Genomic DNA, 22294 nt, shown 5'->3' with positions numbered 1-22294 from the left:
TCATCCACTGCGCCAGCGGCCACCGCTCCTCCATCGCCGCCAGCCTGCTGCGCCACCACGGCCACCCCGACGTCTCCGACCTCCTCGGCGGCTACACCGCCTGGCACACCCTCACCCACCCCACCCAGGCCTGACCCCAGCCGACCCGGCCAACCCCGTCCGGGCCACGGGCAGGGAAGCGGGACGTGGCCGTGGTGGGGGCGGGGGAAGGTGGGTGTCGGTCACTGCTGCGGCAGCGCGAGCAGTCGGGCGTGCAGGCGTTGTGCATCCCGGCTGCTGCCGATGCTCCGGGCGTGGAGGGCGAGGGTGGCGCCGGCCCACACTTCGGCGTCGTCGGGGGTGTGCGGCTTGACGCGGGCGGCGCGGACTTCAGCCTCGCCCTGCTGGAGAACGGCCAGGTCTTCGCCTGGGGGCGCGGCATCAACGGCCAGCTCGGCACCGGCAACCGGGCCACCAGCTCGGTGCCGCGCCAAGTGACAGGCCTGGAGGTCGGCCTCGCCATCGCGGCCGGCGTGTACCACGCCCTCGCCCTGATGCCGGACGGCCATGGGCACCCGTGCGGCGCCGGGCGCCCGGCCGGCGCACTTCGTGCGGTCAGCCGGCGGCGCGCAGCCGGGCGAGGGTGGCGTCGATATCCAGGTGGTCGGTTTCCGATCCTGCGGGCACCAGGGTGAACGAGTCCGTGAGGAAGGCTGTCACGGCGTCCTCCGGGGCGCTGAGCACCGCCCGGCCGTCGGGGCCCTGCAGGGTGATGAGGACTTCGCCGACCGGTCCGGGGCTGATCTTGACGTCCCCGGTGCCGGTGGGGACGTGGCGCCCCTCGTTCAGTAGATCCCGGCTGAAGTACCAGCACACCTCGGCGTCGGAGCCGGTGCAGCCGCACGGGGTCAGCGGGAACACCAGGCATGCCGCATACGGAAGGGCCGTGTCGAAGCGGAGCTCCACGTCGACCGGGACGTCGGGCAGCGGGCTGTCGGGGAACGTGACGGGCATCGGGCGGACAGCGGACTTCTGCATCGGATCACCCTCCTGCGACGGCTGTGTGCGTCGGCCTCCGGTGGGCCGACGCATGCCAACGCGCCTACCCCAGCGCCCACGCGCCAGTCGGCAGGCTGGATATCTGCACAACTCCCTTGCTTTCGAGGAGTGTTGCATGTCGCAGCCACATGGGTGGAGCTCGGCAGGCCGGACAGGGACGAGCGCGCCGACGCCCTCTGCAACGTGATTCTCCGCCTGCCGGGAGCGCCAGGAGCGCACGGCCGGCGCGGACCACCGGCCTGTCCGGCAGGTATGCGTACCGGGCGGGGCAGGTCCTCCGGCGGACGGCTGCTCATCACGGACCTGTGGGAAACGACGGGCCAGAGCCGCCGTGCGGATCGTCTCCGACGATGCGTGGTGGCATGCTCGGATGATCGCGGCCCGTGTACGGAGGGAGTTTGCTGCGTCGCCACCGTCGTCCTCGGCGCCGTCGCCACCGGAGCCCTGATCGCGCCCGTGGCCTTCCACCGCTTCCTCACCGGCCACGGCATGAAACCCGAACTGGTCCACGTCGCCAGTCGCCTCATCGCCGTCGGACTCATCACCCTGGCCCTGACCATCGCCGCCGCGCTGCTGCTCCTGCTGCGCACCGCCACCGGCAACCCGGCCGCCGCCTGGGGCCTCAGCGCCGCCTGCCTGATCTGGTTCGCCACCAGCTGGCTCGTCCTGCCCCAGGTCGTGCTGCGTCGCACAGCCGCCGCGCGCCGGGCTGCCGTATCCGGGCTCGGTGCCCCCCGCGGCGGTGGCCGCCCCCCGCAGTGACAGCCCCTGCAATCCCGGCCTACCCGGGCCGCGGGTCCCGCCCGCCCGACGGCGTCACGCCGTCTCGCCCCCGCCCGGGTCGGCCAGGGCCCGCTGGGCGCGGGCCAGGGCGGGTCGCAGCAGCCGGCCGGTCCGGGCTCCCTGGGCGCGGAGCGCGGCGCGGGCGGCGTTCGCGCCGCAGGCGCCGTGCACGCCACCGCCCGGGTGGGCCGAGGCGGAGGCGAGGTAGAGGCGCTGGATGGGGGTCTCGGGCCGCCCCGTGCCGGGTAGCGGGCGGAGCAGCGCCTGTTGGTGGAGGGCCGCGGTGCCGCCGTTGATCGCCCCGCCGACCAGGTTCTGGTCCAGGTGTTCCAGCACCGGCGGGGTGAGTACGCGCCGGGCCTGGATCCGGCCGGTGAAGCCGGGGGCGAAGCGTTCGACCTGTGCTTCCATGCGGCGGGCGATGGCTTCGCTTTCCCTGTCGTCCCAGGACCCGGTGATGCCGTCGGGCCCGAGGTCGTCGGCGATGTGCTGGGGGACGTGGGTGTAGATCCAGGCCGATTCGGTGCCCGCGGGTGAGCGGGACGGATCGGCGGTGGTCATCTGGCCGAGCAGCCCGAAGGGGCGGGCCGGTAGACGGCCGGTGCTGACCTGGAGTGCGTAGTCGCTCAGTTCCGTCCAGTCGGCGCCGAGGTGGACGGTGCCGGCCCGGTGTGCCTGCTCGGCGGTCCAGGGGATCGGCGAGTCGAGGGCCCAGTCGACCTTGACGGTGGCGAAGTCCCACTGGAAGCGGCGTACGGCGTCGCGGAATCCGGGCGGCAGGTGTCCTTCCCGGACCAGGCGGCCGTACAGGTGCGGAGCGGGCACGTCGGCGAGCACGGCTCGGCGCGCGCGGACGTAGTCTCCCTGGGCGGTGCGGATGCCCAGCGCCCGGCCGGCGCGGACGACGACCTCGCTGACCGGGGCACCGCGGCGGATCGTTCCCCCGCGCGATTCCAGACGCCGCACCAGGGCGCCGCTGAGGGCGCTGGCTCCGCGGACCGGTACCGGCCAGCCGTACTGCTCGCCGAGCATCGCCATGAGCCAGCCGAAGGCGGCGCTGCCCGGCGATTCGGGCAGTAGATCGGCGTGCAGCGCGCAGCCGGCCAGCAGCAGCCCCGGGCCGTCCCGGTCGAACTCCTCCTCGGCCAGTCGCCGTACGGGCAGCGCCGCGAAGCGGGCCAGCCGCAGCAGGCCCGGCGCCCGGAAACGCGAGGCCAGCGCCAAGCCGGCGCGTACCGGCGGGAACGGCGCGAACATCGCCCCTACCAGGCACGGGTCCAGGTCCTGCCAGAGCTGTGACAGCCGTCGCCAGGCGAGCGCGTCCGGCCGGCCGAAGCTCCGCCCGATGTCGTCGATGTTCGTCTCCGGTCCGCGCCGCAGCAGGGCGCAGCGGCCGTCGGGCAGGGGATGGGCGAGCACGATCGGCGCGTGGCTCCAGGCGAGGCCGTGCTCTTCGAGGCGCAGGGCCGCGATCACCGGTGAGGCGGCGGCCAGCGGGTAGAACGAGCTGAACAGGTCGCTGACGTAGTCGGGGTGGACGCCGCGGTCGCTGCGGACAGCGCCGCCGGCCTGGTCCTGGGCCTCCAGCACCTCCACCTCCCAGCCGGCGTCGGCCAGCACGTTCGCGGCGACCAGGCCGTTCGGCCCGGCCCCGATCACGACGGCGTCGGCCATGACGGACCTCCCCCCGACGCGGACGCTTCCAGGTCGGCCGCCCGGGGTGTCTGCTCGACCGTGCGTGCGAGGCGGGCGAGCAGTCGGCGGTGGCGCAGATCCAGCACCAGGTCCGCGGGCGCCGTGTGGAGGCTCCCGCCCAGGCCCCGCAGCGGGTGCTCGTCGACGATCACCAGTGTGGCGTCGCCCCACGCGATCAGCTCGATGGCGATCCGGACGGTGCCGAGCCGCCCGGCGAAGGCCTCCAGTTCCAGCCGGTGCCCACTGTCGGACACACGTACGACGATGTGGCCTTCGAAGCGGAACGGGCCGGCGCTGACGGTGTAGCGCAAGCTCGACCCGACTGCGGGCCACCGGCCCTCACCCGGGCGGGTCCGCCCCGTGCCGGGCACCCACCGGCCGTACGCGGCCGGGTCGCCCAACACGCTCCACACCGCCTGCGGAGCCCGCTCTATCAGGACGTGTCTCACAGCCATCGGCTGTGCCTCCTTGTGTCCGGTCCCTGACGAATCACCCGTACCTCAAAAGGCGCATACCCGGTTAGTTCCCCTGAACGCGACACTCGCAGCGGCCCGTTCTCCGCCGTGGGGCAGGGCCACCCGTCCCACCGGAACCCCGACTGGTCGCCGCCGGGCCCCGTCCAGGGCAGCGTCTGTGCCGAGCCCGGCATGCCCGCCCACGGCCTGCGGGCCGGCAGGTGATTCCGCACGGACACCGGGCGGTATCACCCACGGCGGTTTCATCGCGGCGCGAGCGGTTAGCCGCTCTCCGGGCCTCGTTCGCCCACCAGGAGCCACGCCCGCGCTGTGGAGGAGTTCGGTGATGAAGGTTTCCGACTACGTGCCGCCGGCTGGGAGGCGCTGGCGGATGCGATCCTCGCGGAGACCTCCGCCGACTGCCTGCACCCCACCGGCCGGTGGCAGCGCTCCCCAGGCCGGACGGGCGTGGACGCGGCCCTGCTGCTGCCCGCCATCCGCGGCGCCCTGCCTGCCGAAGACCCGCGCGCCGTCGCCACCCTGCGAGCGGTGCGCGCCGATCTCGCGCAGGACCACCACGTCTACCGGTTCCGCCACGACCGGAGACCCCTTCAGGACGCCGAGGGCGCCTTCCTGCTGTGCGGATTCGTCATGGCCCTGGCGGAACACCAGCAGCACAACGACGTCGAAGCCGTGCGCTGGTTCGAACGCAACCGTGCCGCCTGCGGTCCGCCCGGCCTCTATGCGGAGGAGTTCGACGTCGCCCAGCGCCAGCTGCGCGGCAACCTGCCCCAAGCGTTCGTCCACGGGTTGATGCTCGAAGCCGCCGCGACGCTCGCACCCGGTCACTGAGCCCGTTGTGATCCGCCGCACCCGCGTGTCGGAGCAGCAGCGACCGCTGCGGGGTCTCGCCCGCTCGGCCCTGCCTGGCCTACTGCCCCCGCGGTTGTGCGAGCGCGCATGGCGGCGGTGTTCGCCTGCGTACGGCTTCGGGCTGCAGGACTGCCCCGGCGCCTCCAGGCTCCAGGCTCCAAGCCGGGCGCGAAGGTTTGAGCCGTTGTCCGGCGGGCAGCCGCGCCCCACAGCGCGGGCGGCCGTGAGCCGCCTCGCACCGACCCCAGGACGGAGGGCTTTGAGATGACCACCAATCCCGGACCGCCTGGAGGACGCCCCCAGCCGCCCCCGGTCACGGAGGCTCCCCATCCAGGCCCTCCCTCGGGGGGCGAGCGCGATGCCAAGGACATCGCGCTGGACGCCTTCCGGGCCCCGGAGCCGGACGGTGCGCTCACCACCGATCAGGGGATCCGGGTCGACGACACCGACAACTCCCTGACCGTGGGCGAGCGTGGCCCGACGCTGTTGGAGGACTTCCACCTGCGGGAGAAGCTCACCCGCTTCGACCACGAGCGCATTCCCGAGCGGGTGGTGCACGCCCGCGGTGCCGGCGCGTACGGTTTCTTCGAACTGTACGAGTCGCTGGCCGAGTTCACCTGCGCCGACTTCCTCCAGGAGGCCGGCCGCCGGACCCCGGTGTTCGTCCGCTTCTCGACCGTCCAGGGGCCGCGCGGCTCCGCCGACACGGTGCGCGACGTCCGCGGCTTCGCCACCAAGTTCTACACCCGGCAGGGCAATTACGACCTGGTCGGCAACAACATGCCGGTGTTCTTCATCCAGGACGCGATCAAGTTCCCCGACTTCGTGCACGCGGTGAAGATGGAGCCGCACAACGAGATCCCCACCGGCGGCACCGCACACGACACGTTCTGGGACTTCTGTTCGCTGCAGCCCGAGTCCACCCACATGCTGATGTGGGCGATGTCGGACCGGGCGATCCCGCGCAGCTTCCGGATGATGCAGGGCTTCGGCGTGCACACCTTCCGCCTCGTGACCGCCGACGGGCGCGCCACCTTCGTCAAGTTCCACTGGAAGCCAGAACTCGGCGTCGCGTGCCAGGTCTGGGACGAGGCCCAGATCACCGCCGGCCGCGACCCCGACTTCCACCGCCGGGACCTGTGGGAGGCGATCGAGGCCGGCGAGTTCCCGGAGTGGGAGCTCGGCGTCCAGCTGATCCCGGAGAAGGACGAGTTCTCGTTCCCGTTCGACCTGCTGGACCCGACGAAGCTGGTGCCGGAGGAACTCGTGCCGGTGCGGCCGGTCGGCCGGATGGTCCTCGACCGGAACCCGGAGAACTTCTTCGCCGAGACCGAGCAGGTCGCCTTCCACACCGCCAACGTCGTTCCCGGCATCGACTTCACCAACGACCCGCTGCTGCAGGGCCGCAACTTCTCCTACCTGGACACCCAGTTGATCCGCCTGGGCGGCCCCAACTTCTCCCAACTGCCGGTCAACCGTCCGCTCGCCGAGGTGCGCACCGACCAGCGCGACGGCTACGGCCAGCAGGTGATCCACTCCGGGACGAGCTACGCGCCGAACTCGGTCGGCGGCGGATGCCCGGCCACCCTGGGCGGCGGGCGCCTCGCCGAGGGGGTGTTCGAGCACTATCAGGAGCGTGTCGACGGGCAGGCGATCCGCCGGCGCAGTCCGAGCTTCGCCGACCACTACGGCCAGGCCGCGCTGTTCTGGCGCAGCATGGCCGGCTGGGAGCAGGAGCACATCATCGCCGCGTTCTCCTTCGAGCTCGGCAAGGTCGGGGACCAGGCCGTGCGGCACCGGATGGTCGCCAACCTGGCCCGTGTCGACCAGGAGCTGGCTGTGGAGGTCGCCCGCCGCATCGGCGAACCCGAGCCCGCGCCCGAGCCCGCACCGGACCGGCCCACCGGCGACCGCGAAGCCGGAGCAGTGGGGGAGCGGGTCTCGCCCGCGCTGAGCCTGGAGAACCTGCACGGCCACGGCATCCGTACCCGCAAGGTCGCCGTCCTGGTGGCGCAGGGCGTGGACGCCGCCCAGGTGCGGGCGGCGCGCACCGCCCTGCGGGCCGAGGGCGCCACGGTGGAGACCCTGGCCCGGTACGGCGGGAGCGTGGCCGGCAGCGACGGCCAGGACGTGGAGGTCGACCGGGCGTTGGCGACCACCGCCTCGGTGCTGTACGACGCCGTGGTCGTCCCGGACGGCGCAGAGGACGCGCTCGTCGTGGAACCGGACGCCGTCCGGTTCGTCAACGAGGCACTGCGGCACGGCAAACCGGTGGCCGCGCTCGGCACCGGCACGGCGCTCCTGCGGGCCGCAGGGGTCCGCGAGGCGGAGCAGCTCGCCGGGGTCGCCCTGTGCGGCCCGGACCGGCAGCCCGGCGCCTCGTTCTGGGAGGACTTCGTCCACCTGATCGAACAGCACCGGTTCCCGCAGCGCTGAACCAGAGCCCGAATCGCCCGCGCGACCTGGCCAGGAGGACGCGGTCGGTGGGTCCTGCCCCGTTCGCCGGCTTGGCCCGTTCGCGGTCGAGTCCGTCGGCCTGGTGGTGCTGTCAGGGAGCACTCGAAGGACCTTCGGCCTAGCGTGGTGGCGACGGTGCCCGGGGGCCGCCGCCGCCCGAGGCGGGGGAGGACGTTCACGAAGGAGCGGATTCCGATTGACCGAGTACGGCTACTTCCTGTCGTGTGAGGAGTTCACCCCCGCGGAGCTGATCGATCAGGCCCGCCGTGCGCAGCAGGCCGGGTTCACCCGGTTGGCGGTCTCCGATCACTTCCGTCCGTGGAACGACGCGCAGGGCAACAGCGCGTTCGTGTGGTCGGTGATCGGGGCGCTGTCGCAGGCCGTCTCGCTGCCGGTCACGACGCTGGTGACCTGTCCGACGGTGCGGCTGCATCCGGCGGTGACCGCGCAGGCCGCCGCCACCTCCAGCGTTCTGCTGGGTGGGCGTTTCGCTCTCGGTGTCGGGACGGGGGAGGCGTTGAACGAGCACGTGCACGGCGATGCGTGGCCGTCCTTCGAGGTACGGGCCGAGATGCTGGAGGAGGCCGTCGAGGTGATGCGCGAGTTGTTCACCGGGGAACCGGTCAGCCACCGCGGCCGGCACTACACCGTCGACAACGCCCGCCTGTACACCGTCCCCGACCAGCCGCTGCCGGTCTACGTCTCGGCGTTCGGGCCGAAGGCCGCCGAGCTGGCCGGCCGGATCGGGGACGGTTTCGTCACCATGACCCCGGACGCCGACCTCGTGGGCGCGTTCCGCGAGGCCGGGGGCCAGGGCAAGAAGGTGGTGGGCGGCGTGAAGGTGTGCTGGAGCAGCAACCGGGAAACGGCCGTGGACGTGGTGCACCGGCTGTGGCCGACCGAGCTGCTGCCCGGCGAGCTCGCCCAGCTCCTGCCCACCCCGGCGCACTTCGAACAGGCAAGTCGGCTCGTCACCCGCGACATGGTCGCCGACGCGGTCACCTGCGGCGACGACGTGGAGCAGCACGTGGAGACCGCGCGCGCATATGCGCGCGCCGGGTTCGACGAGGTCTACGTCGGACAGATCGGCCCCGATCAGGAGGCCTTCTTCGACGCCTACCGTGAGCTGGTCCTGCCCGCCCTGAACCGCTGACCCGGGCTGTCCGACCTATGGCCGCTGACGCTGCGTCCGCACACGGGAGAGGCCCCGCTACAGGGTCCGGCCCCGGCAGGTGGCCCCTTCGGGCGCAGACGCCCTCGAGAGGCAGCGGTGGTTGCGGCGGCACGGCACGGTACTTCGCGGCGCCGGGGCGTCCGGCGCCGGTCGGATGCCCCGGGTTCTGGCACCTGACCGGCGTGCGGAGGCGTGCCCTGTGAGAACGGCCTGGCACCGGTTGCGCTCTGTGTGCGGGCGGGCGTGGGGGCACGGGCGGGAGATCGAGCTGATGCAGCGTTCGCTGGCCTTCGCCGCGCTGTTCTTCGTGACCCTGGTGCCGTTGCTCATGGTCATCGCGGCGGCTTCGCCTGCCCGCGGCAACGGGATCGCCCAGTGGATCACCGACGGCCTGGGGCTGTCGCCGCGCGGCGGCCAGGCCGTCGAGACGCTGTTCGGTTCACGCGGGCAGGTCCTCAGCACGACCACCGGGTTCAGCCTCGCCGCGCTGGCCTTCTTCGGCGTCTCGCTGACGGGTGCGATGCAGGGCGCCTACGAGCGGATCTGGGGCCTGCCGCGAGGACCGTGGCACCGGGTGGGGCGCCAGGTCGTCGCGCTGGCCGGACTGACCGGCTACCTCGTCCTCGCGGCCTGGAGCGGCGTGCCCTGGCAGCACACCGCCGTCCAACCGACCCTGCGGATCCTCGCCACGGTGCTGGGCGGTCTGCTGCTGTTCTGGTGGCTTCCGCGCTTCCTGCTCGGGGCCCGTGCCCCGCGGCGAGGGCTGGTGCCCGGGGCGGTGGCCACGATGGTCGCCCTGGCCGGTCTCCGGCTGTTCTCCCGGCTGGTCTTCGCCCCGCTACTGGTCTCCAACGCCGTTTCCTACGGCACGGTCGGCGCAGTCCTGGTGGTCCAGTCCTGGCTGATCGGGGTGGGCTTCACGGTGTACGGCGGAAGCCTCGTGGGGTGGGCGCTGTCCGGCGGCGACCGGTCAGCCGCGGGCGACGGTGGTGAGGGGGGCCGCGGCACACCGGCAGCCGGCGAGGAGCCGGCTGACGAGGCCGGTGGGGCGCCAGGCGGAACACCACCGGGCGAAGCGGACGACTGATCCGGTGCGGCACGGGACCAAGGCCCGCAGGCGGGCGAGGTCGGGTCTAGGGAGCGGGACGGCGAGCCGCCACCAGGTCGGATCCGGGCGCCCGCACAACACGCAGTCCTGCGGCATCGAGTTCCTCCGCGAGCTGTTCGGGCGGGACGGGCCACATGTCGAACGCCTCCCGGGCCTCGCGCAGGAGCTCCTGCGCGCGTTCGACGCGGTAGGTGAAGACCACGCGCAGGACGCCGCGATGGGGCCGTCGGGTGACGTCGGCGCTGTACAGGTCAGGACCCACCCGCACCGGGCCGAGCCGTCCCGCCGCCTCGCACCCGTCGGGCAGGCCGGCGGGCGGCGGATCGAACAGGAGCAGGCCACCGGGCAGGAGGGCTGCCGAGATCGCCTTCCAGGTGGCCCGCCTGGTCGGGGGATCCAGACAGGCGATCACGTTGGAGGCGACGGCCAGGTCCGCCACGGCCGTCAGGCCTGTCGCCGCGAGGGGCTCGGGGTGCACGGTGACGCGAGCGCTGGTCCGCCCCGAGGTGCGCCAGGCGCGACAGCAGGGCGGCGCGCATGGCCGGGGCCGGTTCGACGGCGTGGACGGGCACACCGGAGGCGCGCAGCAGGACCTCGGTGGCGGTGCCGGTGCCCGCGCCGACATCAAGGACGGCGTGGCGGGCCCGCGTGGCGGCCGCGGCGAAGCGCCGCTCGGCCAGACGGCGGTCGGTCTCGGCCTGCAGGAGATCGTAGAACTCCGCGGAGACCGCGTACCCGCCGTCGGGGGAGTCGTCCACGGCCGCGCGCTCAGCCGCGTACGGGCTGGAAGTGCGTCGGGTCCGCGAGGGCGCTGGAATCGAGGCGGGCAAGGAGGTCGCCGACATCGGTCTGGACCTCAAGGGCTCCCGCCGAGCGCAGGGCCCGCTCGCCGAAGCCGCCGGAGAGCACCGCCACGCCGGTGACCTGGGCTCCGGCGGCGGCCTGGACGTCCCACGGGGTGTCGCCGACGAACAGCGCCTCGCCTGGCATCGAAGCCTCCCTCACTCACGCCCCCGGCATGTCCACCCTGTCGACGCTACGGCCCGACGACCGGCCCCGCACGCGGCGCGGCGCCGGGCCGTTTGCCCCGCTGTTTCCCGGAAACCCGAAGCAGTATGGAAACTGCCTGCCGGGCCATCGTCATCACCGGGGCCAGCGGTGGCATCGGCCGTGCGACCGCCGAGGCGTTCGCCGCCCGCGGAGACCGGCTCGCGCCGATCGCCCGCGGCCGGGCCGGCCTCGAAGCGGCGGTGCGCGATGCCGAGCGGGCCGGCGCTGCCAAGGTCATCGCCATCGAGGCCGACGTCGCCGACGCACACGCGGTGGAGGCCGCCGCCGAACGGGCCGAGGAAGAACTCGGGCCGGTCGACGTGTGGGTCAACGACGCGTTCGCCTCCGTCTTCGCCCCGTTCACCGAGGTCTCCCCGGAGGAGTTCCGGCGCGTCACCGAGGTCACGTACCTCGGCTACGTCTACGCCACCCGGGCCGCCCTGGCCCGGATGCTGCCCCGCGATGCCGGGGTGATCGTGCAGGTCGGCTCGGCGATCGCCTACCGCGGCATTCCGCTGCAGAGCGCCTACAGCGGCGCCAAGCACGCCATCCAGGGCTTCAACGAGGCGCTGCGCTGCGAGCTGCTCGCTTCCGGTACTCGGGTGCGGACCACGATGGTGCAGATGCCGGCCGTCAACACCCCGCAGTTCGACTGGGTCCGGTCCCGCCTGCCCCGTCGGGCGCAGCCGGTTCCACCGATCTACCAGCCCGAGGTCGCTGCCCGCGCGGTGCTGTTCGCCGCCGACCACCCCGGGCGGAGGGAGTACTGGGTGGGCGGCAGTACGGTGGCGACCCTGGTGACGAACGCCGTCGTGCCCGGGCTGCTGGACCGCTACCTGGCCCGCACGGGCTTCGACTCCCAGCAGGAGGACCGTCGGCGCCGCGCCACGGACCCGGACAACCTGTTCGAGCCGGTGGACGCCCGGCGGGACTTCGGGGCGCACGGCCGGTTCGACGACCGGGCCCGGGATCGCAGCAGCCAGCAGCAGGTGGCGCACGCCCTCGGCGGCCTCGCCGACGCGCTGGGGCGCGCGGCTGGACGGGTGCAAGCCGGTTTGCCCGGTGCCGGTAGCGGGTTCCTCTCACGGATGCGGGGAACACGCACCCCGCAGTCATCGGACAGGAGTGTGTGACCATGCCTCGCGGATCGAGTCCCAAACGGGAACGGCAGTACGAGCACATCAAGGACAGTGCGCTGGAGCGCGGTGAGAGCGAGAAGCGCGCCGAGGAGATCGCCGCCCGCACCGTGAACAAGGAGCGGGCCCGGCACGGGGAGTCGAAGACCGCCAGCCGCAGCTCGCTGAAGGACATGTCCTCCTCCCGTCGCGGTGGGCTGCGGTCGCACAGCGGCGCCCAGGGGCCGACGAAGGAGCAGCTCTACAACGAGGCGAGGCAGCGCAACATCCACGGGCGCTCGAAGATGAACAAGAAGGAACTCGAACACGCCCTGGGCCGATAGGAGCTGGTCACCGTGGGTACCGTTCCCGTGCCGCCCGACCCCGATGTCACCCCGGTTCCGCCGTCGCCCAGCCCGCCGGAGCCGGTGGAGCCACCGGTGCCGCCGGATCCGCCCGCGCCTCCCGGAACGCCCGAACCGCCCCCTGAGCCGCCGGCCCCGCCCGGCCCGGGCGAGCCCGCGGAGCCTGCCCCTCCGGAGCCCGGGCACCCCCGCCCGTCGGAGCCTCCCGACTGACCCGGAGGCCATGACACGGCCGGGCGGTGGACGGCGTGCGCGGAGGCACCGCCTGCGCCGCGGAGTCGCCAGGTGGCCGGCAACCGAACAACGGCCCGGAGGACTACAGGAGGTCAGGTGCTCACCCGGCTGGTGGAGACCGTGGTGTGGGGTGCTGCCCTGACGGGGCTGACGGTGGTGTTCGTCAGCTCCGTCTCGCCCGTCGAGCTGCTGGTCGCCGTTCTCGCCGCGTCGGGCGGGGCGGTCGCGGCCCGCAGGATGCGTCTGGCCGCACGTGTCCGCGTCGGAGGAGGGCGTGGCGCGGTGCGTGCGCTCCTCGCGCTGCCGGGCTCGGTCGTGCGCGGTCTGGCCGTGCTGACGGCCGCGATGGCCCCCGGTCACGGAGACGGGAGGGTACGGCGCATCCGGCTGCGCCCCGGAGCGGGAGCCGGGTGGGCCGGCACGCTGCTCGCCGCCTCCCCGGACACCTGCGTGATCGACGTGCCCCGCGACGACGAGGTCGTCGTGCACGCTCTGCGCCCGACCGCGGGACCGGTCGAGGAGGCCGTGGCCCGCACGGACGGCGCGCGGTGAACGCCTGGACAGCGGCGGCCCTGGTCCTGTTGGCGATTCCCGCGCCGACGTGCCTGTGGGTCGCGGCGCGCGGCACCGCGGTGCGCCGACTGCTCGGGGCGTCGATGCTGTCGACCGTGGCCGGCGCGGTGTTCCTGCTGCTCCCGATGGCGTACGACCGGTCCTCCTATCAGGACCTCGCGCTGATGCTGGCCGTCCTGGCCCCCGCCGGCACCCTTGTCTTCGCCCGCTTCGTCGCCGGCCGCCGCCACGACGCGCACCCGTACGGTTCCACGCCCGAGAACTGACGAGACCCCGCCCGGCCGGCCAGACCGGGGGTGGGGGAGGGAGTTCGGATTGACGCCACGCCATGTGATCGTGCTCGTGCTGTTGTGGGCCGGCGTGGGGTGTGTGCTGCTGTCCGCGGCCGCGGTGCTGCGGCTGCGCGGAGCGCTGGCGCGCCTGCACGCCCTGGCCCCGGCCTCGGTGGCCGGTGTGCCGCTGATCGCCGCGGCCGTGGCAGTCGACCAGGGACCGGGCCGGGGGGCGGCCAAGACGCTGTTCATCGGCCTGGTCTTCGCCGTCGGCGGGACGGTCACCACGATCGCCGTCGGCCGTGCCACCCGTGAAGCCGAGGCCGAAGCGGTGAGCAGGCCGTGAACGCATGGCTGATCGGATTCGTCGTCGCCTTCGTCGTCCTCGCCGCCACCACGGCGGTCCTCACCCGTGACCCGGCCCGCCAGGCGGTCGTCCTCTCCGTGCTCGGTCTGGGCCTGGCGATGCTGTTCGCGGTGCTGCAGGCGCCCGACGTGGCGCTCTCCCAGCTCGCCGTGGGCACCGCGCTGACCCCGTTGCTGATCCTGCTGACCGTACGCAAGGTCACCCGCCGACCCACCCGCACCGATGACCGGGCCAGCACCGGCGACAACGGGCGGGAACGGAAGTGACGGCCCGCGCCCGGCTGACGATGTTCCTGGCAGCGGCCGCCGTCATCGCCGCGTTCTTCACGGCCGCGTGCACTCACCTCCCGCCGTTCGGCACGGACAGCCATTCCTACGGGGACCGGGCGGTGGCGGCGGCGCTGGACCGGCGCACCGCCAACGTCGTCTCCGCCGTCAACTTCGACATCCGCGCCTTCGACACCCTCGGCGAGGAGTCCATCCTCTTCGGCACCGTGCTCGGGGCGACCCTGCTGCTGCGCCGGGCCCGCGACGAACGCCACCGCCGCGCCGAAGCGGAGCGGGTCATGCCCACGACCCGCCTCTTCGGCGCGCTGCTGCTACCGGTCACCCTGGTCGTGGGCGTCTACATCGTCGCGCACGGCCAGCTCAGCCCCGGCGGCGGCTTCCAGGGCGGTGTCGTCCTCGCCACCGCCCTGCACCTGGCCTACGTGGCCGCCGACTACCGGGCCCTGAAGCAGCTGCGCCCGCTCGCCGCCCTCGACGTCGCGGACTCGCTCGCCGCCGCCTCCTACAGCCTCGTCGGCCTGGCCGGCCTGATCGCAGGCGGCGCGTTCCTCAAGAACGTGCTGCCGCTGGGCACCTTCAACACCGTCACCTCCGGCGGCACCGTCCCGGTCCTCAACGCCGCGGTCGGCGTCGAGGTCGCCTGCGGCCTGATCGCCCTGCTCGCACACTTCCTCGACCAGGCCGTCGAACTCACCGAACCCGACCAGCAGAGAGACGGAGACACCTGATGGGAACGTGGGTCTTCCTGGCCGCCGGATGGGTCCTGCTCATCGCCCTGTACGGCCTGGTCACCAGTCGCAACCTGATCCACGCCATCGGCTGCCTGGCCGTCGCCCAGTCCTCCACCTACCTCCTGCTCCTCGCCGTCGGCTACCGCCGCGGCGCGACCGCCCCCGTCTACTCCGACCTCACCCCCGGAACCCGCCCCGTCGTCGACCCCGTCGTGCAGGCCCTCGCCCTGACCGACGTCGTGGTCGGCGCGACCGTCACCGCGCTGTTGCTCGCCCTCACCATCCAGTTGCGCAAACGGCACCACACCGTCGACCCGCAGGCCCTCACCGGCCTCAAGGGCTGACCGTGACCGAAGCAGCCCTGCTGCCGCTCGCGGTGGCCATTCCCCTGCTCGGCGCCGCACTGCTCGCCGTCGCCGGCCGCAGACTTCCCCGGACCGGTTGCGACATCCTGGCCACCACCTGCGCCGGTGCCGAGGCAGCGTGCCTCGCCCTGCTCTGGGCGCGCACCGACGGGCGCCTCGTCACCGCCGACCTGGGCGGCTGGCCCGCCCGCCTCGGCATCGTGCTCGCCGCCGACCCCATCGGCGCCGGACTCGCGCTGCTCGTCGCCGTCCTGGTCCTCGCGGTCGTCGTCTACGCCTGGCGGTACTTCGACGAACCCACCGGCGAGCACGCCGGCGCCTTCCCCGCCCTGATCCTGCTGTTCGAAGCCGGCATGGCCGGCTTCGCGCTCACCGGCGACCTGTTCAACGCCTTCGTCTTCTTCGAACTCATGGGAGCCGCCGCCTACGCCCTGACCGGCTACCGCATCGAGGACCCCCGCCCGCTCCAGGGGGCGCTCACCTTCGGCATCGTCACCTCCTTCGCCGCCTACTGCTCCCTGCTCGGCATCGGCCTCCTCTACGCCCGCACCGGCGAACTCAACCTCGCCCGCCTCGGCCGGCAGCTCGCCGGCCACCACACCGACGTGCTGACCGTGGCCGCGTTCGCTCTGATCGCCACCGCCCTGCTGGTCAAGGCCGCCGCCGTGCCGTTCCACTTCTGGCTGCCCGACGCGCACGCGGTGGCGCCCACCCCGGTGTGCATGCTGATGTCCGGCGCCATGGTCGAACTCGGCGTCTACGGCATCGCCCGCGTCTACTGGACCGTCTTCTCCGGCCCGGGCGGCATCCACCCCCAGGCCTTCCGCACCACCTTCACCGCGATCGGTCTGCTGACCGCACTCCTCGGCGCCCTGATGTGCTGGCAGCAGCGCCACCTCAAGCGCCTGCTCGCGTTCTCCACCATCAGCCACGTCGGCCTGTTCCTCATCGCCGTCGCCCTGCTCACCCCCGACGGCGCCACCGGCACCGCGGTGTACGTCGCCGCGCACGGCCTGGTGAAGGCCGCGCTGTTCGCCCTCACCGGTGTACTGCTGGACCGGTACGGCTCCGTCGATGAACACGGGCTGCACGGCAAGGCACGCGACCTGCGCACCGTCGGCGTGCTGTTCGTGGTCGGCGCCCTGGCCCTGGCCGGCATGCCGCCGTTCGGTACCGGCCTTGGCAAGGCCCTGAGCGAGGAGGCCGCCGGCCATTGGCAGCCGTGGCTGCCCGCCGTGTTCGTCGCGGCCTCCGCCGCCACCGGCGCGGCCGCTCTCCGCGCGGCCCTGCGGATCTTCTTCGGCGCCGGCCCGGCCCCACAGAGCCGACCGGACGGGGACGAGACCACCGGCGAGGGCGAGGAACCCGAAATCCGCTCCCCGCAGCGCGCCTTGCCGCGAACCATGACGATCGTCCCGGCCGGTCTGATCGGCCTCGCCGTCCTCGTCGGTTCCCTACCCGCCATCCCCGCCGCCCTCGCCCGTGGCGCGGCCGTCTTCACCGACCCCGACGGCTACAGCGCCGTCGTCCTCACCCAGGCCAACACGCCGCCCGGACCCGTGCCGGCCGCGGACTGGACCGTGACCGGGGTGCTGCTGGGCCTGCTGTCCGCAGCCGTCGCCCTGGCCCTGGCCACGGCCGCCCTCCATCGGTCCGCCGCCGACCGGCACGCGGCTGCCCGAGCCGTACGGGCGCTGCGCCGCCTGCATTCCGGACACCTCGGCGACTACCTCGCCTGGCTCGCCCTCGGCGTCGCGGTGCTGTGCGTCGCGATCGCCGCCCAGACCTGAATCCTCCCAGGGTCCTACAGCCGCTCCTCCATCCCGATGGCTGCCTTCAGATCCTCGTAAGCCTGACCGCGCTTGCCTTCACGCTGCTCCAGCATCGCCCGGACGATCGCATCCAGCCTGTGCTGGATGGATACCGTCCCCGGTGGGTCGCGGGCGCGGCAACACGCTACACGGTGCCCTCCGCAGGCGGCGATCGCCGTCAGCCCGTCGCCGTCGCCCACGGCGTTGCCCGCGGACAGGCGGGGCGGGAGGCCTCTGGGCAGCGAGGATGCGGGGTGGGGGGTTACCCCGATTGGCGTGGTGCCTCAAGGGTGTCGTCGAGGCCGGTCGGGCGGGCGACTCAGGCGGCCCCGGACGGTGGATTCCGAGCGCGGCGGGGCAGGATCACAAGCGGACAGCTTCCCTCGCGCGAGGAGGCCGGTCATGTCCCCCCACTACCGTCCGCTGAGGGCGTGCGCCTGTCGGGCCCCGCGGACCACGACCGCAGACCTGCCCGGGAGAGCCGGCAGCGCCCGCCTGGACGGCAAGGCCGACCATGATCAGCGCGGCGGGTTGGAGGACGCCTTGGCGCGCTCGGTCAAGGAGGGCATGCCCTGTGTGATCGTCGACTTGCCCCGTCTCCTGTCGCGCGACTCCACTCGTCCTGACGCTCTGCTCCCAGTGCGCTTCACCGTGTATGCCGCCGCAACCGCCCCGGTGGTGGCCGCTTCGTTCCCTCAGACCCGGCGCCTGCGGCAGATCACCGGCGCAGACGAGATCTTCACCCGTCCGCGACACCGTCCGCGCCCTCACAGACGCCGGCGCACCCTGCAGAATGAGGCCCGCCATGGACATCCCTGAACGCTACGCGATCACCCTGCCGGGCCCACCAGGAGCGCATCGTCCGCCCGAGATCGTCGTTGTCCACGCCACCGGCGACAGGACACCCGACGGTACCCCGATCTACGCCGACGACACCGGAGCCTTCCGGGTCGAGATCCAAGCCGGTGTGGCCAGGCCCCTGGACGTCGCCACAGGGCCGGGCCAGCACACCTGCCTGCGCGCCACCCCGCTGACCTGACCGCGGCGTTGCCGGCCAGGCGTGATCGGCATCTCCCGTTCGGGGTCGTACATGTCGTCGTCCGGGAAGCAGCTGTGGCGCATCCGAGCGGAAACAGCGGATTCAGGCAGTGGACCCCCCGGTCAAAGCCCCGGGGCGTAGGGGGCGATTCCGATGATGAGGATGTCGCGGCGCCCTTCGTTCCCGTCGTCGCCGAGGCGGACCGGGCCGACGTAGTGGCTGACGCGCCGGTCGTGGACGCCGTAGCCGTCCAGCGGCTCGGTCAGTACGAAGCGGTCGTGGATCGCTTCCGGGGGCAGCGCGTCGGGTTGCCGGCCGGCGCTCTCCGGGGTGGCGATGACGTTCTCGCCGCCCTTCACGTTCCGGCGGCCGATCAGGTGGGCGAAGGTGAAGGTGGCCGGTGAACCGCCGTCCTGATGCAGGCAGTTCGGTGAGGACACCGCCTCCTGGTCCTGGTCGTGGACGCCGAGCGAGATCAGGTGGATGCCGACGTAGACGGGGACGCGGCGCAGGTCCTCCAGCCACAGGGCACGGTCCAGGTCGGCATGGACGAGGGCGTCGAGCAGCCGGTTGCGGTGCAGGGCTTCCGGGATGTCGGGCAGCCGGCGCCGCACCCGGGGGTACTCGGGGTTGTGCTCGTCCTGCCAGTACTCCGTGACGGTGCCGAACTCCTCGTCGGGGGTGCCCGGGATGTAGGAGAGCTCGCCGGTCCAGGGCAGGTGGACGGCGTGCGAGTAGCGGCGGAAGCGGTGGGTCTCACGGGCGTACGGATCCGGCGGCAGGTCCTGATAGGAGTCGGCGAGCCGGGTGAAGTCCTCGGCCAGGGCCACGGTGTCGATGCCGAGGTCGGCGGCGCTCAGGCGGGCGTACCCGTCACGGCGTACCCGCCCGCCGTGCTCCGGCGGGCGTCCGTGCTGCTCCGGGCTGTCGTCCATCGGCTTCTCCGGGCGTTCGCGGGCGTCCGTGGACATGGGTCCGCATGGCCTTCCGGCTTCCTCCACGCTGGCACACCCGTCGGGGGCGCGCCCCTGGGGGGTCCGCCGTACGGATGGCCGGGGCGGGACGGCCTGCAGGGTGGTCATGCAGGTCGCGAGGTCGTCCACGACCGCCGACAGGCCGCCGGCCCGGTGTGCGGCGCGCTGGCGGTGGGCGCCGCTGCCCCGGGCGGCCAGCCGGTCGACGAAGGCGGCGACCCGCTCCAGGTCTCCGAGTTCCTCCAGCGCGGGGCCGATGTGCTCGACGAGCCTCCGTGCGCGTTCCGGGGCGGGCAGGACGCGTCCGGTCAGCCCGTCCGCTCCCGGCCCCGGCCAGCCGTCGCGGGTCGCGTACCAGTACGAGCCGCGCAACAGCTCACCGCGAAGCTGCGGTCCCTTGTCGCCGCGCTCCGCCAGGCGGGCGGAGGTCACCACCAGGCCGCGCACGACAGCCGCCAGGGCCACCGAGTCGGCGGACTCGGCCGGAACGTCCATGCACCGCACTTCCAGCGTCGGCAGGCGCGGGTGCGGGCGGGTGTCCCAGAACGGCAGGTCGGCGAAGGAGCTCCCGCCGACCTCCGCCATCGCGGCGGCGACGCGCCGGTAGTCGTCGAAGGACTCGACCCACGGTGGCGGTCCGAGGGAGGGGAAGCGCAGCCGCAGCACCGAGCGCCAGCTCGCGTACCGGGTGTCCCGTCCGGCGTGGAAGGGCGAGTTGGCGCTCATCTCCACCAGCAGCGGCAGCCACGGGCGCAGATGGTTGCCGACCAGGGCCGCCACCTCGCGGTCGGGCAGGCAGACGTGGACGTGCAGGGCGCAGACGGCGAAGTCGTCCATCAGGCCGCGGAACAGTTCCACCCCGTCCAGGTACCGGGGGTGGTGGCCCACCGGCACCACGCCGCCGCCCCCGATCACGGGCGTCGCACTGGGGCACACGGCCAGGCCCTCGGCCTCGGCGCACGCGGCGAGCTCGCGGCGCAACCGGGCCAGCTGGGCGGACAGCTCGCGCATGGTGGCGCACGGCGGTGTCCGCACCTCGACCTGGAGGTCCGTGAACTCACCGGACACCAGGTCCCCCAGCACGCCCGCGGCGCGGGCGGCCAGCCGCGGGCCCGCGGGAACCACGGCCCGGGACACGGGGTCCACGAGGAAGTGCTCCTCCTCCACGCCCACCGTCGGCGTCGGCCCCCGGCCACGGCCCGCAGTGCCTGCCACGGGCTGCCGAGCTCCTCGCGCGCCCGGGGCGCCGCTGCCGTCCACCTGACCAGAGTCCCTTCTCCCGGCCACGTCGGCATCACGGATCCGGGGTCCGGCCCGAAGACGAGCGCTCGGGGCGGACCCGAGCAGACGCTCGGGACAAGTCCCGGTACGAGCCGCCGTGCGGCAGGTGTGAACCGTGCCGGGCCGGGCAACCGCTCGGCATGCTGCTGATCCGCCCGCCCGGGGTCTACGCGCCCCAGGGCGACACCGAACTGCTGGCCGCCTGTGTGCGCCGGGAGCCGCTGGACGGCTCCAGCCGGGTGCTCGACCTCTGCACCGGGACCGGGGCCGTCGCGATCACGGCGGCGCGCAGCGGGGCCCTGGTCACGGCGGTGGACCTGTCCGCCAGGGCGGTGGCCACCGCCTGGTGCAACGCCCGGCTGCACCACGACCGGGTCCGGCTGCGCCGGGGGGACCTTCTGGCCCCGCTGCCCGGTGAACGCTTCGACCTGGTGACCGCGAATCCCCCGTACGTCCCGACGGACCCGGACGGCGCGGCTCCCGGCCGGGGCGCCGCGCTGGCCTGGGACGCCGGACCGGACGGACGGCTGGTCCTGGACCGGATCTGCCGGACGGTTCCCGGGGTGCTGGCCGAGGGCGGCGTGCTGCTGGTCGTGCAGTCCGCGCTCGCGGGCGTGCCGGCCACCCTGGCGCTCCTGCGCGCGGCCGCGCTGCGCACAGAGGTGGCGGCTCGGCGGCGGCAGCCCTTCGGGCCGGTGATGACGGCCCGGGCCGCCCTGTTCGAGCGGCTCGGAGTGATCCGGCCCGGCGAGCGCGAGGAGGAGTTGGTGGTGGTGCGCGGTGTCCGCGGGCGCTGATCGCTACGCCACCCGGGTGGTCGTCGTGCCGGGCGGCCCTCTGCTGGTCGAGGGCCCGGTGGAGGTGGTCCTCCCCGACGGCACCCGGAGGCTGTCCGAGCGCCCGGTGGTGGCCCTGTGTGCCTGTCGGCGCAGCCGCACGTACCCGTTCTGCGACACCAGCCACCGGCGGCACGGACGGCCGCTGCGGGCCCGGGAGCAGGGCCCGCGCGACTCGGGCGGTGCGGCCGGTGGGAGGTGAGCGGACGGACGGTCCGCTCCGCTCACCGCGGCCGCCGCGCCGGATGCCATCGCGCCGGCCGCGGCGGCGACGAACGCCGCCCCGCCGACGGCTGGTAGGGGGAGCCCCACAGCTGGGCGCCGTGATCACGGGCTTCGTCGTCGAAGCGGCCGTGTGCGCCGCAGTCGGCCTCCTGACATGCCGTCCCCGCCCGGCGCGCGCCGGGCGGGGAGGAGCGGCGCGGGCTTGCCGGGCGGCCACGATTCTCCCTAGGGCGCCACGGTGTCCGCCGCCGGCGGCTCCGGTTCGTCGTCGTCCGAGTCGGCCTTGCGCCGGACGTCGGCCGGGGTGGGAGCCGTGATCCCGCGCTCCTCGGCGGAGCGCTCGCGGGCCCCGACGATCCCGTCCGCTTTCGCCCGGACGTCGGCCGGGGTGGGGGAGGTGATCGAACGCTCCTCGGCGGAGCGGTCCCGCGTTGTCTCGTTCGGCTGGGTGCCCTTGTCGCCGGACTTCGTCATGGCGGGCTCTCCTTCGTGAGTCGTTGCCGGTGGGATACCTCGCGGGTGCCCGGGAACTCCGGGCCTGAACCGACGAAGGGCACCTGATCCGAGTCGGTCCGCCGTCCGTCCGCCGCCTGCACGGTGGATGCCTGGCCCTGCGCGGGCCTGACGGTTCCGCGGCGACGTTCCCCGGTGTCCGGTGTTTCGGGTCTGGTGAGGTCGCGTTCAGTGAAGTAGCGAGTTCCGCCCGTCCTACTACCCTGTGCGCACAGGCGTGAGGATGCACGTGCAGCCGGCGCCGTCAGGTCGGGCCCGCTGTTTCAGGCGACGGCGGCCAGGTCGGCGCGGCCGAACAGCAGGGCGTAGCCGCGGGGTAGGTGGGCGAGGAGGCGGTCGGTGAGGGTGTCGTCGGTGAGGGTGGTGAGGGCGGCCAGGACGGAGGAGGCGTCCCAGCGGGCGGCGGTGAGGCTGGTGCCGAGGCTGTGGGCGAGGCTTTCGACGAAGGCGGGGGCGGTGACGGGCGACGGGAGGGGGATCTGGGCGGCGAGGACGGCGCGGGCCCGTTCGGGCAGGGCTGCGGCGAGGTCGCAGCGTTCGTCGCCGGTGAGCTGGGAGCCGAGGAGGGTCAGGACGGCGTCGAGGGCGCGTTCGGCTTCCTCGTCGGTGGGGTAGCGGCCGAGGTTGCGGACCTGCTGGAGGAGGTGGCGGTAGCGGGTCATGACCGTGGGGC

The 22294-nt window shown here is 73.6% G+C and carries 27 protein-coding genes and 1 pseudogene; 19 read left to right on the top strand and 9 right to left on the bottom strand.

Going from position 1 to position 22294, the window contains the following annotated elements; translation table 11 throughout:
- Together ACFY4B_RS40880 and ACFY4B_RS40875 are read left to right on the top strand one after the other, a co-directional pair.
- Positions 1-134 (top strand): rhodanese-like domain-containing protein (locus ACFY4B_RS40880; RefSeq protein ID WP_387976596.1); only part of this gene is annotated, 134 nt, incomplete at its 5' end.
- Between the two features lie 51 nt (positions 135-185).
- Positions 186-674, top strand: coding sequence for a hypothetical protein (locus ACFY4B_RS40875; RefSeq protein ID WP_387976589.1), 489 nt, complete (start codon positions 186-188; stop codon positions 672-674).
- On the opposite strand, the gene ACFY4B_RS40870 is transcribed toward ACFY4B_RS40875, so the two are convergent.
- Positions 595-1017 (bottom strand): SsgA family sporulation/cell division regulator, encoded by a 423-nt coding sequence (locus ACFY4B_RS40870; RefSeq protein ID WP_049649631.1) that lies wholly within the window; start codon positions 1015-1017, stop codon positions 595-597. The two genes, ACFY4B_RS40875 and ACFY4B_RS40870, sit on opposite strands and share 80 nt — an antisense overlap.
- A 378-nt stretch (positions 1018-1395) precedes the next feature.
- Here ACFY4B_RS40870 and ACFY4B_RS40865 point away from each other — a divergent pair, with 378 nt between their 5' ends.
- A complete protein-coding gene (locus tag ACFY4B_RS40865; RefSeq protein ID WP_387976586.1) occupies positions 1396-1800 on the top strand; it encodes a DUF6328 family protein in 405 nt (134 codons plus the stop codon).
- Between the two features lie 54 nt (positions 1801-1854).
- Here ACFY4B_RS40865 and ACFY4B_RS40860 read toward each other — a convergent pair whose 3' ends face one another.
- The gene (locus ACFY4B_RS40860) at positions 1855-3495 is read right to left on the bottom strand and encodes a phytoene desaturase family protein (RefSeq protein WP_387976583.1); all 1641 of its coding nucleotides are present in this window, start codon (positions 3493-3495) and stop codon (positions 1855-1857) included.
- The gene (locus ACFY4B_RS40855) at positions 3477-3971 is read right to left on the bottom strand and encodes an SRPBCC family protein (protein ID WP_387976580.1); all 495 of its coding nucleotides are present in this window, start codon (positions 3969-3971) and stop codon (positions 3477-3479) included. The genes ACFY4B_RS40860 and ACFY4B_RS40855 overlap by 19 nt, the downstream gene beginning before the upstream one ends.
- Positions 3972-4346: 375 nt before the next feature.
- Here ACFY4B_RS40855 and ACFY4B_RS40850 point away from each other — a divergent pair.
- From ACFY4B_RS40850 to ACFY4B_RS40835, 4 genes and pseudogenes are all read left to right on the top strand, one after another.
- A pseudogene (locus ACFY4B_RS40850) lies at positions 4347-4823 on the top strand (glycoside hydrolase family 15 protein); the annotation flags it as partial.
- A 285-nt stretch (positions 4824-5108) separates the two neighbouring features.
- Complete coding sequence (locus ACFY4B_RS40845) at positions 5109-7280, top strand: catalase (protein WP_387976577.1); 2172 nt, start codon at positions 5109-5111, stop codon at positions 7278-7280.
- 217 nt (positions 7281-7497) lie between these two features.
- A complete protein-coding gene (locus tag ACFY4B_RS40840; protein ID WP_117485517.1) occupies positions 7498-8454 on the top strand; it encodes a TIGR03557 family F420-dependent LLM class oxidoreductase in 957 nt (318 codons plus the stop codon).
- Between the two features lie 292 nt (positions 8455-8746).
- Entirely contained in the window at positions 8747-9562 is an 816-nt protein-coding gene (locus ACFY4B_RS40835; RefSeq protein ID WP_387976574.1) for a ribonuclease BN, read from the top strand.
- 46 nt (positions 9563-9608) lie between these two features.
- Here ACFY4B_RS40835 and ACFY4B_RS40830 read toward each other — a convergent pair whose 3' ends face one another.
- Positions 9609-10022, bottom strand: coding sequence for a hypothetical protein (locus ACFY4B_RS40830; RefSeq protein ID WP_387976571.1), 414 nt, complete (start codon positions 10020-10022; stop codon positions 9609-9611).
- A gap of 329 nt (positions 10023-10351) precedes the next feature.
- Complete coding sequence (locus ACFY4B_RS40825) at positions 10352-10573, bottom strand: HAD family hydrolase (RefSeq protein WP_387976568.1); 222 nt, start codon at positions 10571-10573, stop codon at positions 10352-10354.
- Positions 10574-10698: 125 nt separating this feature from the next.
- Between ACFY4B_RS40825 and ACFY4B_RS40820 the strand changes: the two genes are divergently transcribed.
- The 9 genes from ACFY4B_RS40820 to ACFY4B_RS40780 all read left to right on the top strand — a co-directional run bounded on the left by ACFY4B_RS40820 (position 10699) and on the right by ACFY4B_RS40780 (position 16732).
- Positions 10699-11766: an SDR family oxidoreductase gene (locus tag ACFY4B_RS40820; RefSeq protein ID WP_387976565.1), complete on the top strand. Its 1068-nt coding sequence runs from the start codon at positions 10699-10701 to the stop codon at positions 11764-11766.
- Between the two features lie 2 nt (positions 11767-11768).
- Positions 11769-12092, top strand: a complete 324-nt coding sequence (locus ACFY4B_RS40815) for a hypothetical protein (RefSeq protein WP_049649641.1) — start codon at positions 11769-11771, stop codon at positions 12090-12092.
- 351 nt (positions 12093-12443) lie between these two features.
- Entirely contained in the window at positions 12444-12899 is a 456-nt protein-coding gene (locus tag ACFY4B_RS40810) for a hypothetical protein (RefSeq protein WP_117485513.1), read from the top strand.
- Positions 12896-13186, top strand: a complete 291-nt coding sequence (locus ACFY4B_RS40805) for a monovalent cation/H+ antiporter complex subunit F (protein ID WP_053111949.1) — start codon at positions 12896-12898, stop codon at positions 13184-13186. The genes ACFY4B_RS40810 and ACFY4B_RS40805 overlap by 4 nt, the downstream gene beginning before the upstream one ends.
- A gap of 49 nt (positions 13187-13235) precedes the next feature.
- On the top strand, positions 13236-13538 hold the full coding sequence (locus tag ACFY4B_RS40800; protein WP_159028339.1) for a monovalent cation/H(+) antiporter subunit G: 303 nt from the start codon (positions 13236-13238) through the stop codon (positions 13536-13538).
- Positions 13535-13825: a DUF4040 domain-containing protein gene (locus tag ACFY4B_RS40795; RefSeq protein WP_117485511.1), complete on the top strand. Its 291-nt coding sequence runs from the start codon at positions 13535-13537 to the stop codon at positions 13823-13825. Before ACFY4B_RS40800 ends, ACFY4B_RS40795 begins: the two co-directional genes overlap by 4 nt.
- Positions 13822-14574, top strand: coding sequence for an MnhB domain-containing protein (locus tag ACFY4B_RS40790; RefSeq protein WP_049649645.1), 753 nt, complete (start codon positions 13822-13824; stop codon positions 14572-14574). Before ACFY4B_RS40795 ends, ACFY4B_RS40790 begins: the two co-directional genes overlap by 4 nt.
- Positions 14574-14921, top strand: a complete 348-nt coding sequence (locus ACFY4B_RS40785) for a sodium:proton antiporter (RefSeq protein ID WP_049649646.1) — start codon at positions 14574-14576, stop codon at positions 14919-14921. Before ACFY4B_RS40790 ends, ACFY4B_RS40785 begins: the two co-directional genes overlap by 1 nt.
- Before the next feature lie 2 nt (positions 14922-14923).
- Positions 14924-16732: a complex I subunit 5 family protein gene (locus ACFY4B_RS40780; protein WP_049649647.1), complete on the top strand. Its 1809-nt coding sequence runs from the start codon at positions 14924-14926 to the stop codon at positions 16730-16732.
- A 14-nt stretch (positions 16733-16746) separates the two neighbouring features.
- Here ACFY4B_RS40780 and ACFY4B_RS40775 read toward each other — a convergent pair whose 3' ends face one another.
- Positions 16747-16953, bottom strand: a complete 207-nt coding sequence (locus ACFY4B_RS40775) for a hypothetical protein (RefSeq protein ID WP_117485509.1) — start codon at positions 16951-16953, stop codon at positions 16747-16749.
- 605 nt (positions 16954-17558) lie between these two features.
- Between ACFY4B_RS40775 and ACFY4B_RS40770 the strand changes: the two genes are divergently transcribed.
- The gene (locus ACFY4B_RS40770) at positions 17559-17792 is read left to right on the top strand and encodes a DUF6296 family protein (RefSeq protein ID WP_053111950.1); all 234 of its coding nucleotides are present in this window, start codon (positions 17559-17561) and stop codon (positions 17790-17792) included.
- Between the two features lie 122 nt (positions 17793-17914).
- Here ACFY4B_RS40770 and ACFY4B_RS40765 read toward each other — a convergent pair whose 3' ends face one another.
- On the bottom strand, positions 17915-19981 hold the full coding sequence (locus ACFY4B_RS40765; protein ID WP_082345199.1) for a YbdK family carboxylate-amine ligase: 2067 nt from the start codon (positions 19979-19981) through the stop codon (positions 17915-17917).
- A 206-nt stretch (positions 19982-20187) separates the two neighbouring features.
- Between ACFY4B_RS40765 and ACFY4B_RS40760 the strand changes: the two genes are divergently transcribed.
- A complete protein-coding gene (locus ACFY4B_RS40760; protein WP_049649650.1) occupies positions 20188-20844 on the top strand; it encodes a HemK2/MTQ2 family protein methyltransferase in 657 nt (218 codons plus the stop codon).
- Complete coding sequence (locus tag ACFY4B_RS40755) at positions 20828-21085, top strand: CDGSH iron-sulfur domain-containing protein (RefSeq protein WP_117485505.1); 258 nt, start codon at positions 20828-20830, stop codon at positions 21083-21085. Before ACFY4B_RS40760 ends, ACFY4B_RS40755 begins: the two co-directional genes overlap by 17 nt.
- A gap of 248 nt (positions 21086-21333) precedes the next feature.
- On the opposite strand, the gene ACFY4B_RS40750 is transcribed toward ACFY4B_RS40755, so the two are convergent.
- Positions 21334-21582, bottom strand: coding sequence for a hypothetical protein (locus ACFY4B_RS40750; protein WP_049649652.1), 249 nt, complete (start codon positions 21580-21582; stop codon positions 21334-21336).
- A gap of 302 nt (positions 21583-21884) precedes the next feature.
- Positions 21885-22283, bottom strand: coding sequence for a DUF2267 domain-containing protein (locus ACFY4B_RS40745; RefSeq protein WP_117485501.1), 399 nt, complete (start codon positions 22281-22283; stop codon positions 21885-21887).
- Positions 22284-22294 lie beyond the last annotated feature (11 nt).

This window comes from Kitasatospora sp. NPDC001261, assembly GCF_042896795.1.
Lineage (GTDB): Bacteria > Actinomycetota > Actinomycetes > Streptomycetales > Streptomycetaceae > Kitasatospora.
This window is presented reverse-complemented; position numbering and strand designations above follow the sequence as displayed.

Coding starts and splice junctions, on each gene's coding strand:
- ACFY4B_RS40870 (WP_049649631.1), bottom strand. CDS start 1,017: ATGCAGAAGTCCGCTGTCCGCCCGATGCCCGTCACGTTCCCCGACAGC.
- ACFY4B_RS40860 (WP_387976583.1), bottom strand. CDS start 3,495: ATGGCCGACGCCGTCGTGATCGGGGCCGGGCCGAACGGCCTGGTCGCC.
- ACFY4B_RS40855 (WP_387976580.1), bottom strand. CDS start 3,971: ATGGCTGTGAGACACGTCCTGATAGAGCGGGCTCCGCAGGCGGTGTGG.
- ACFY4B_RS40845 (WP_387976577.1), top strand. CDS start 5,109: ATGACCACCAATCCCGGACCGCCTGGAGGACGCCCCCAGCCGCCCCCG.
- ACFY4B_RS40835 (WP_387976574.1), top strand. CDS start 8,747: ATGCAGCGTTCGCTGGCCTTCGCCGCGCTGTTCTTCGTGACCCTGGTG.
- ACFY4B_RS40825 (WP_387976568.1), bottom strand. CDS start 10,573: ATGCCAGGCGAGGCGCTGTTCGTCGGCGACACCCCGTGGGACGTCCAG.
- ACFY4B_RS40820 (WP_387976565.1), top strand. CDS start 10,699: ATGGAAACTGCCTGCCGGGCCATCGTCATCACCGGGGCCAGCGGTGGC.
- ACFY4B_RS40815 (WP_049649641.1), top strand. CDS start 11,769: ATGCCTCGCGGATCGAGTCCCAAACGGGAACGGCAGTACGAGCACATC.
- ACFY4B_RS40785 (WP_049649646.1), top strand. CDS start 14,574: ATGGGAACGTGGGTCTTCCTGGCCGCCGGATGGGTCCTGCTCATCGCC.
- ACFY4B_RS40770 (WP_053111950.1), top strand. CDS start 17,559: ATGGACATCCCTGAACGCTACGCGATCACCCTGCCGGGCCCACCAGGA.
- ACFY4B_RS40760 (WP_049649650.1), top strand. CDS start 20,188: ATGCTGCTGATCCGCCCGCCCGGGGTCTACGCGCCCCAGGGCGACACC.
- ACFY4B_RS40750 (WP_049649652.1), bottom strand. CDS start 21,582: ATGACGAAGTCCGGCGACAAGGGCACCCAGCCGAACGAGACAACGCGG.
- ACFY4B_RS40745 (WP_117485501.1), bottom strand. CDS start 22,283: ATGACCCGCTACCGCCACCTCCTCCAGCAGGTCCGCAACCTCGGCCGC.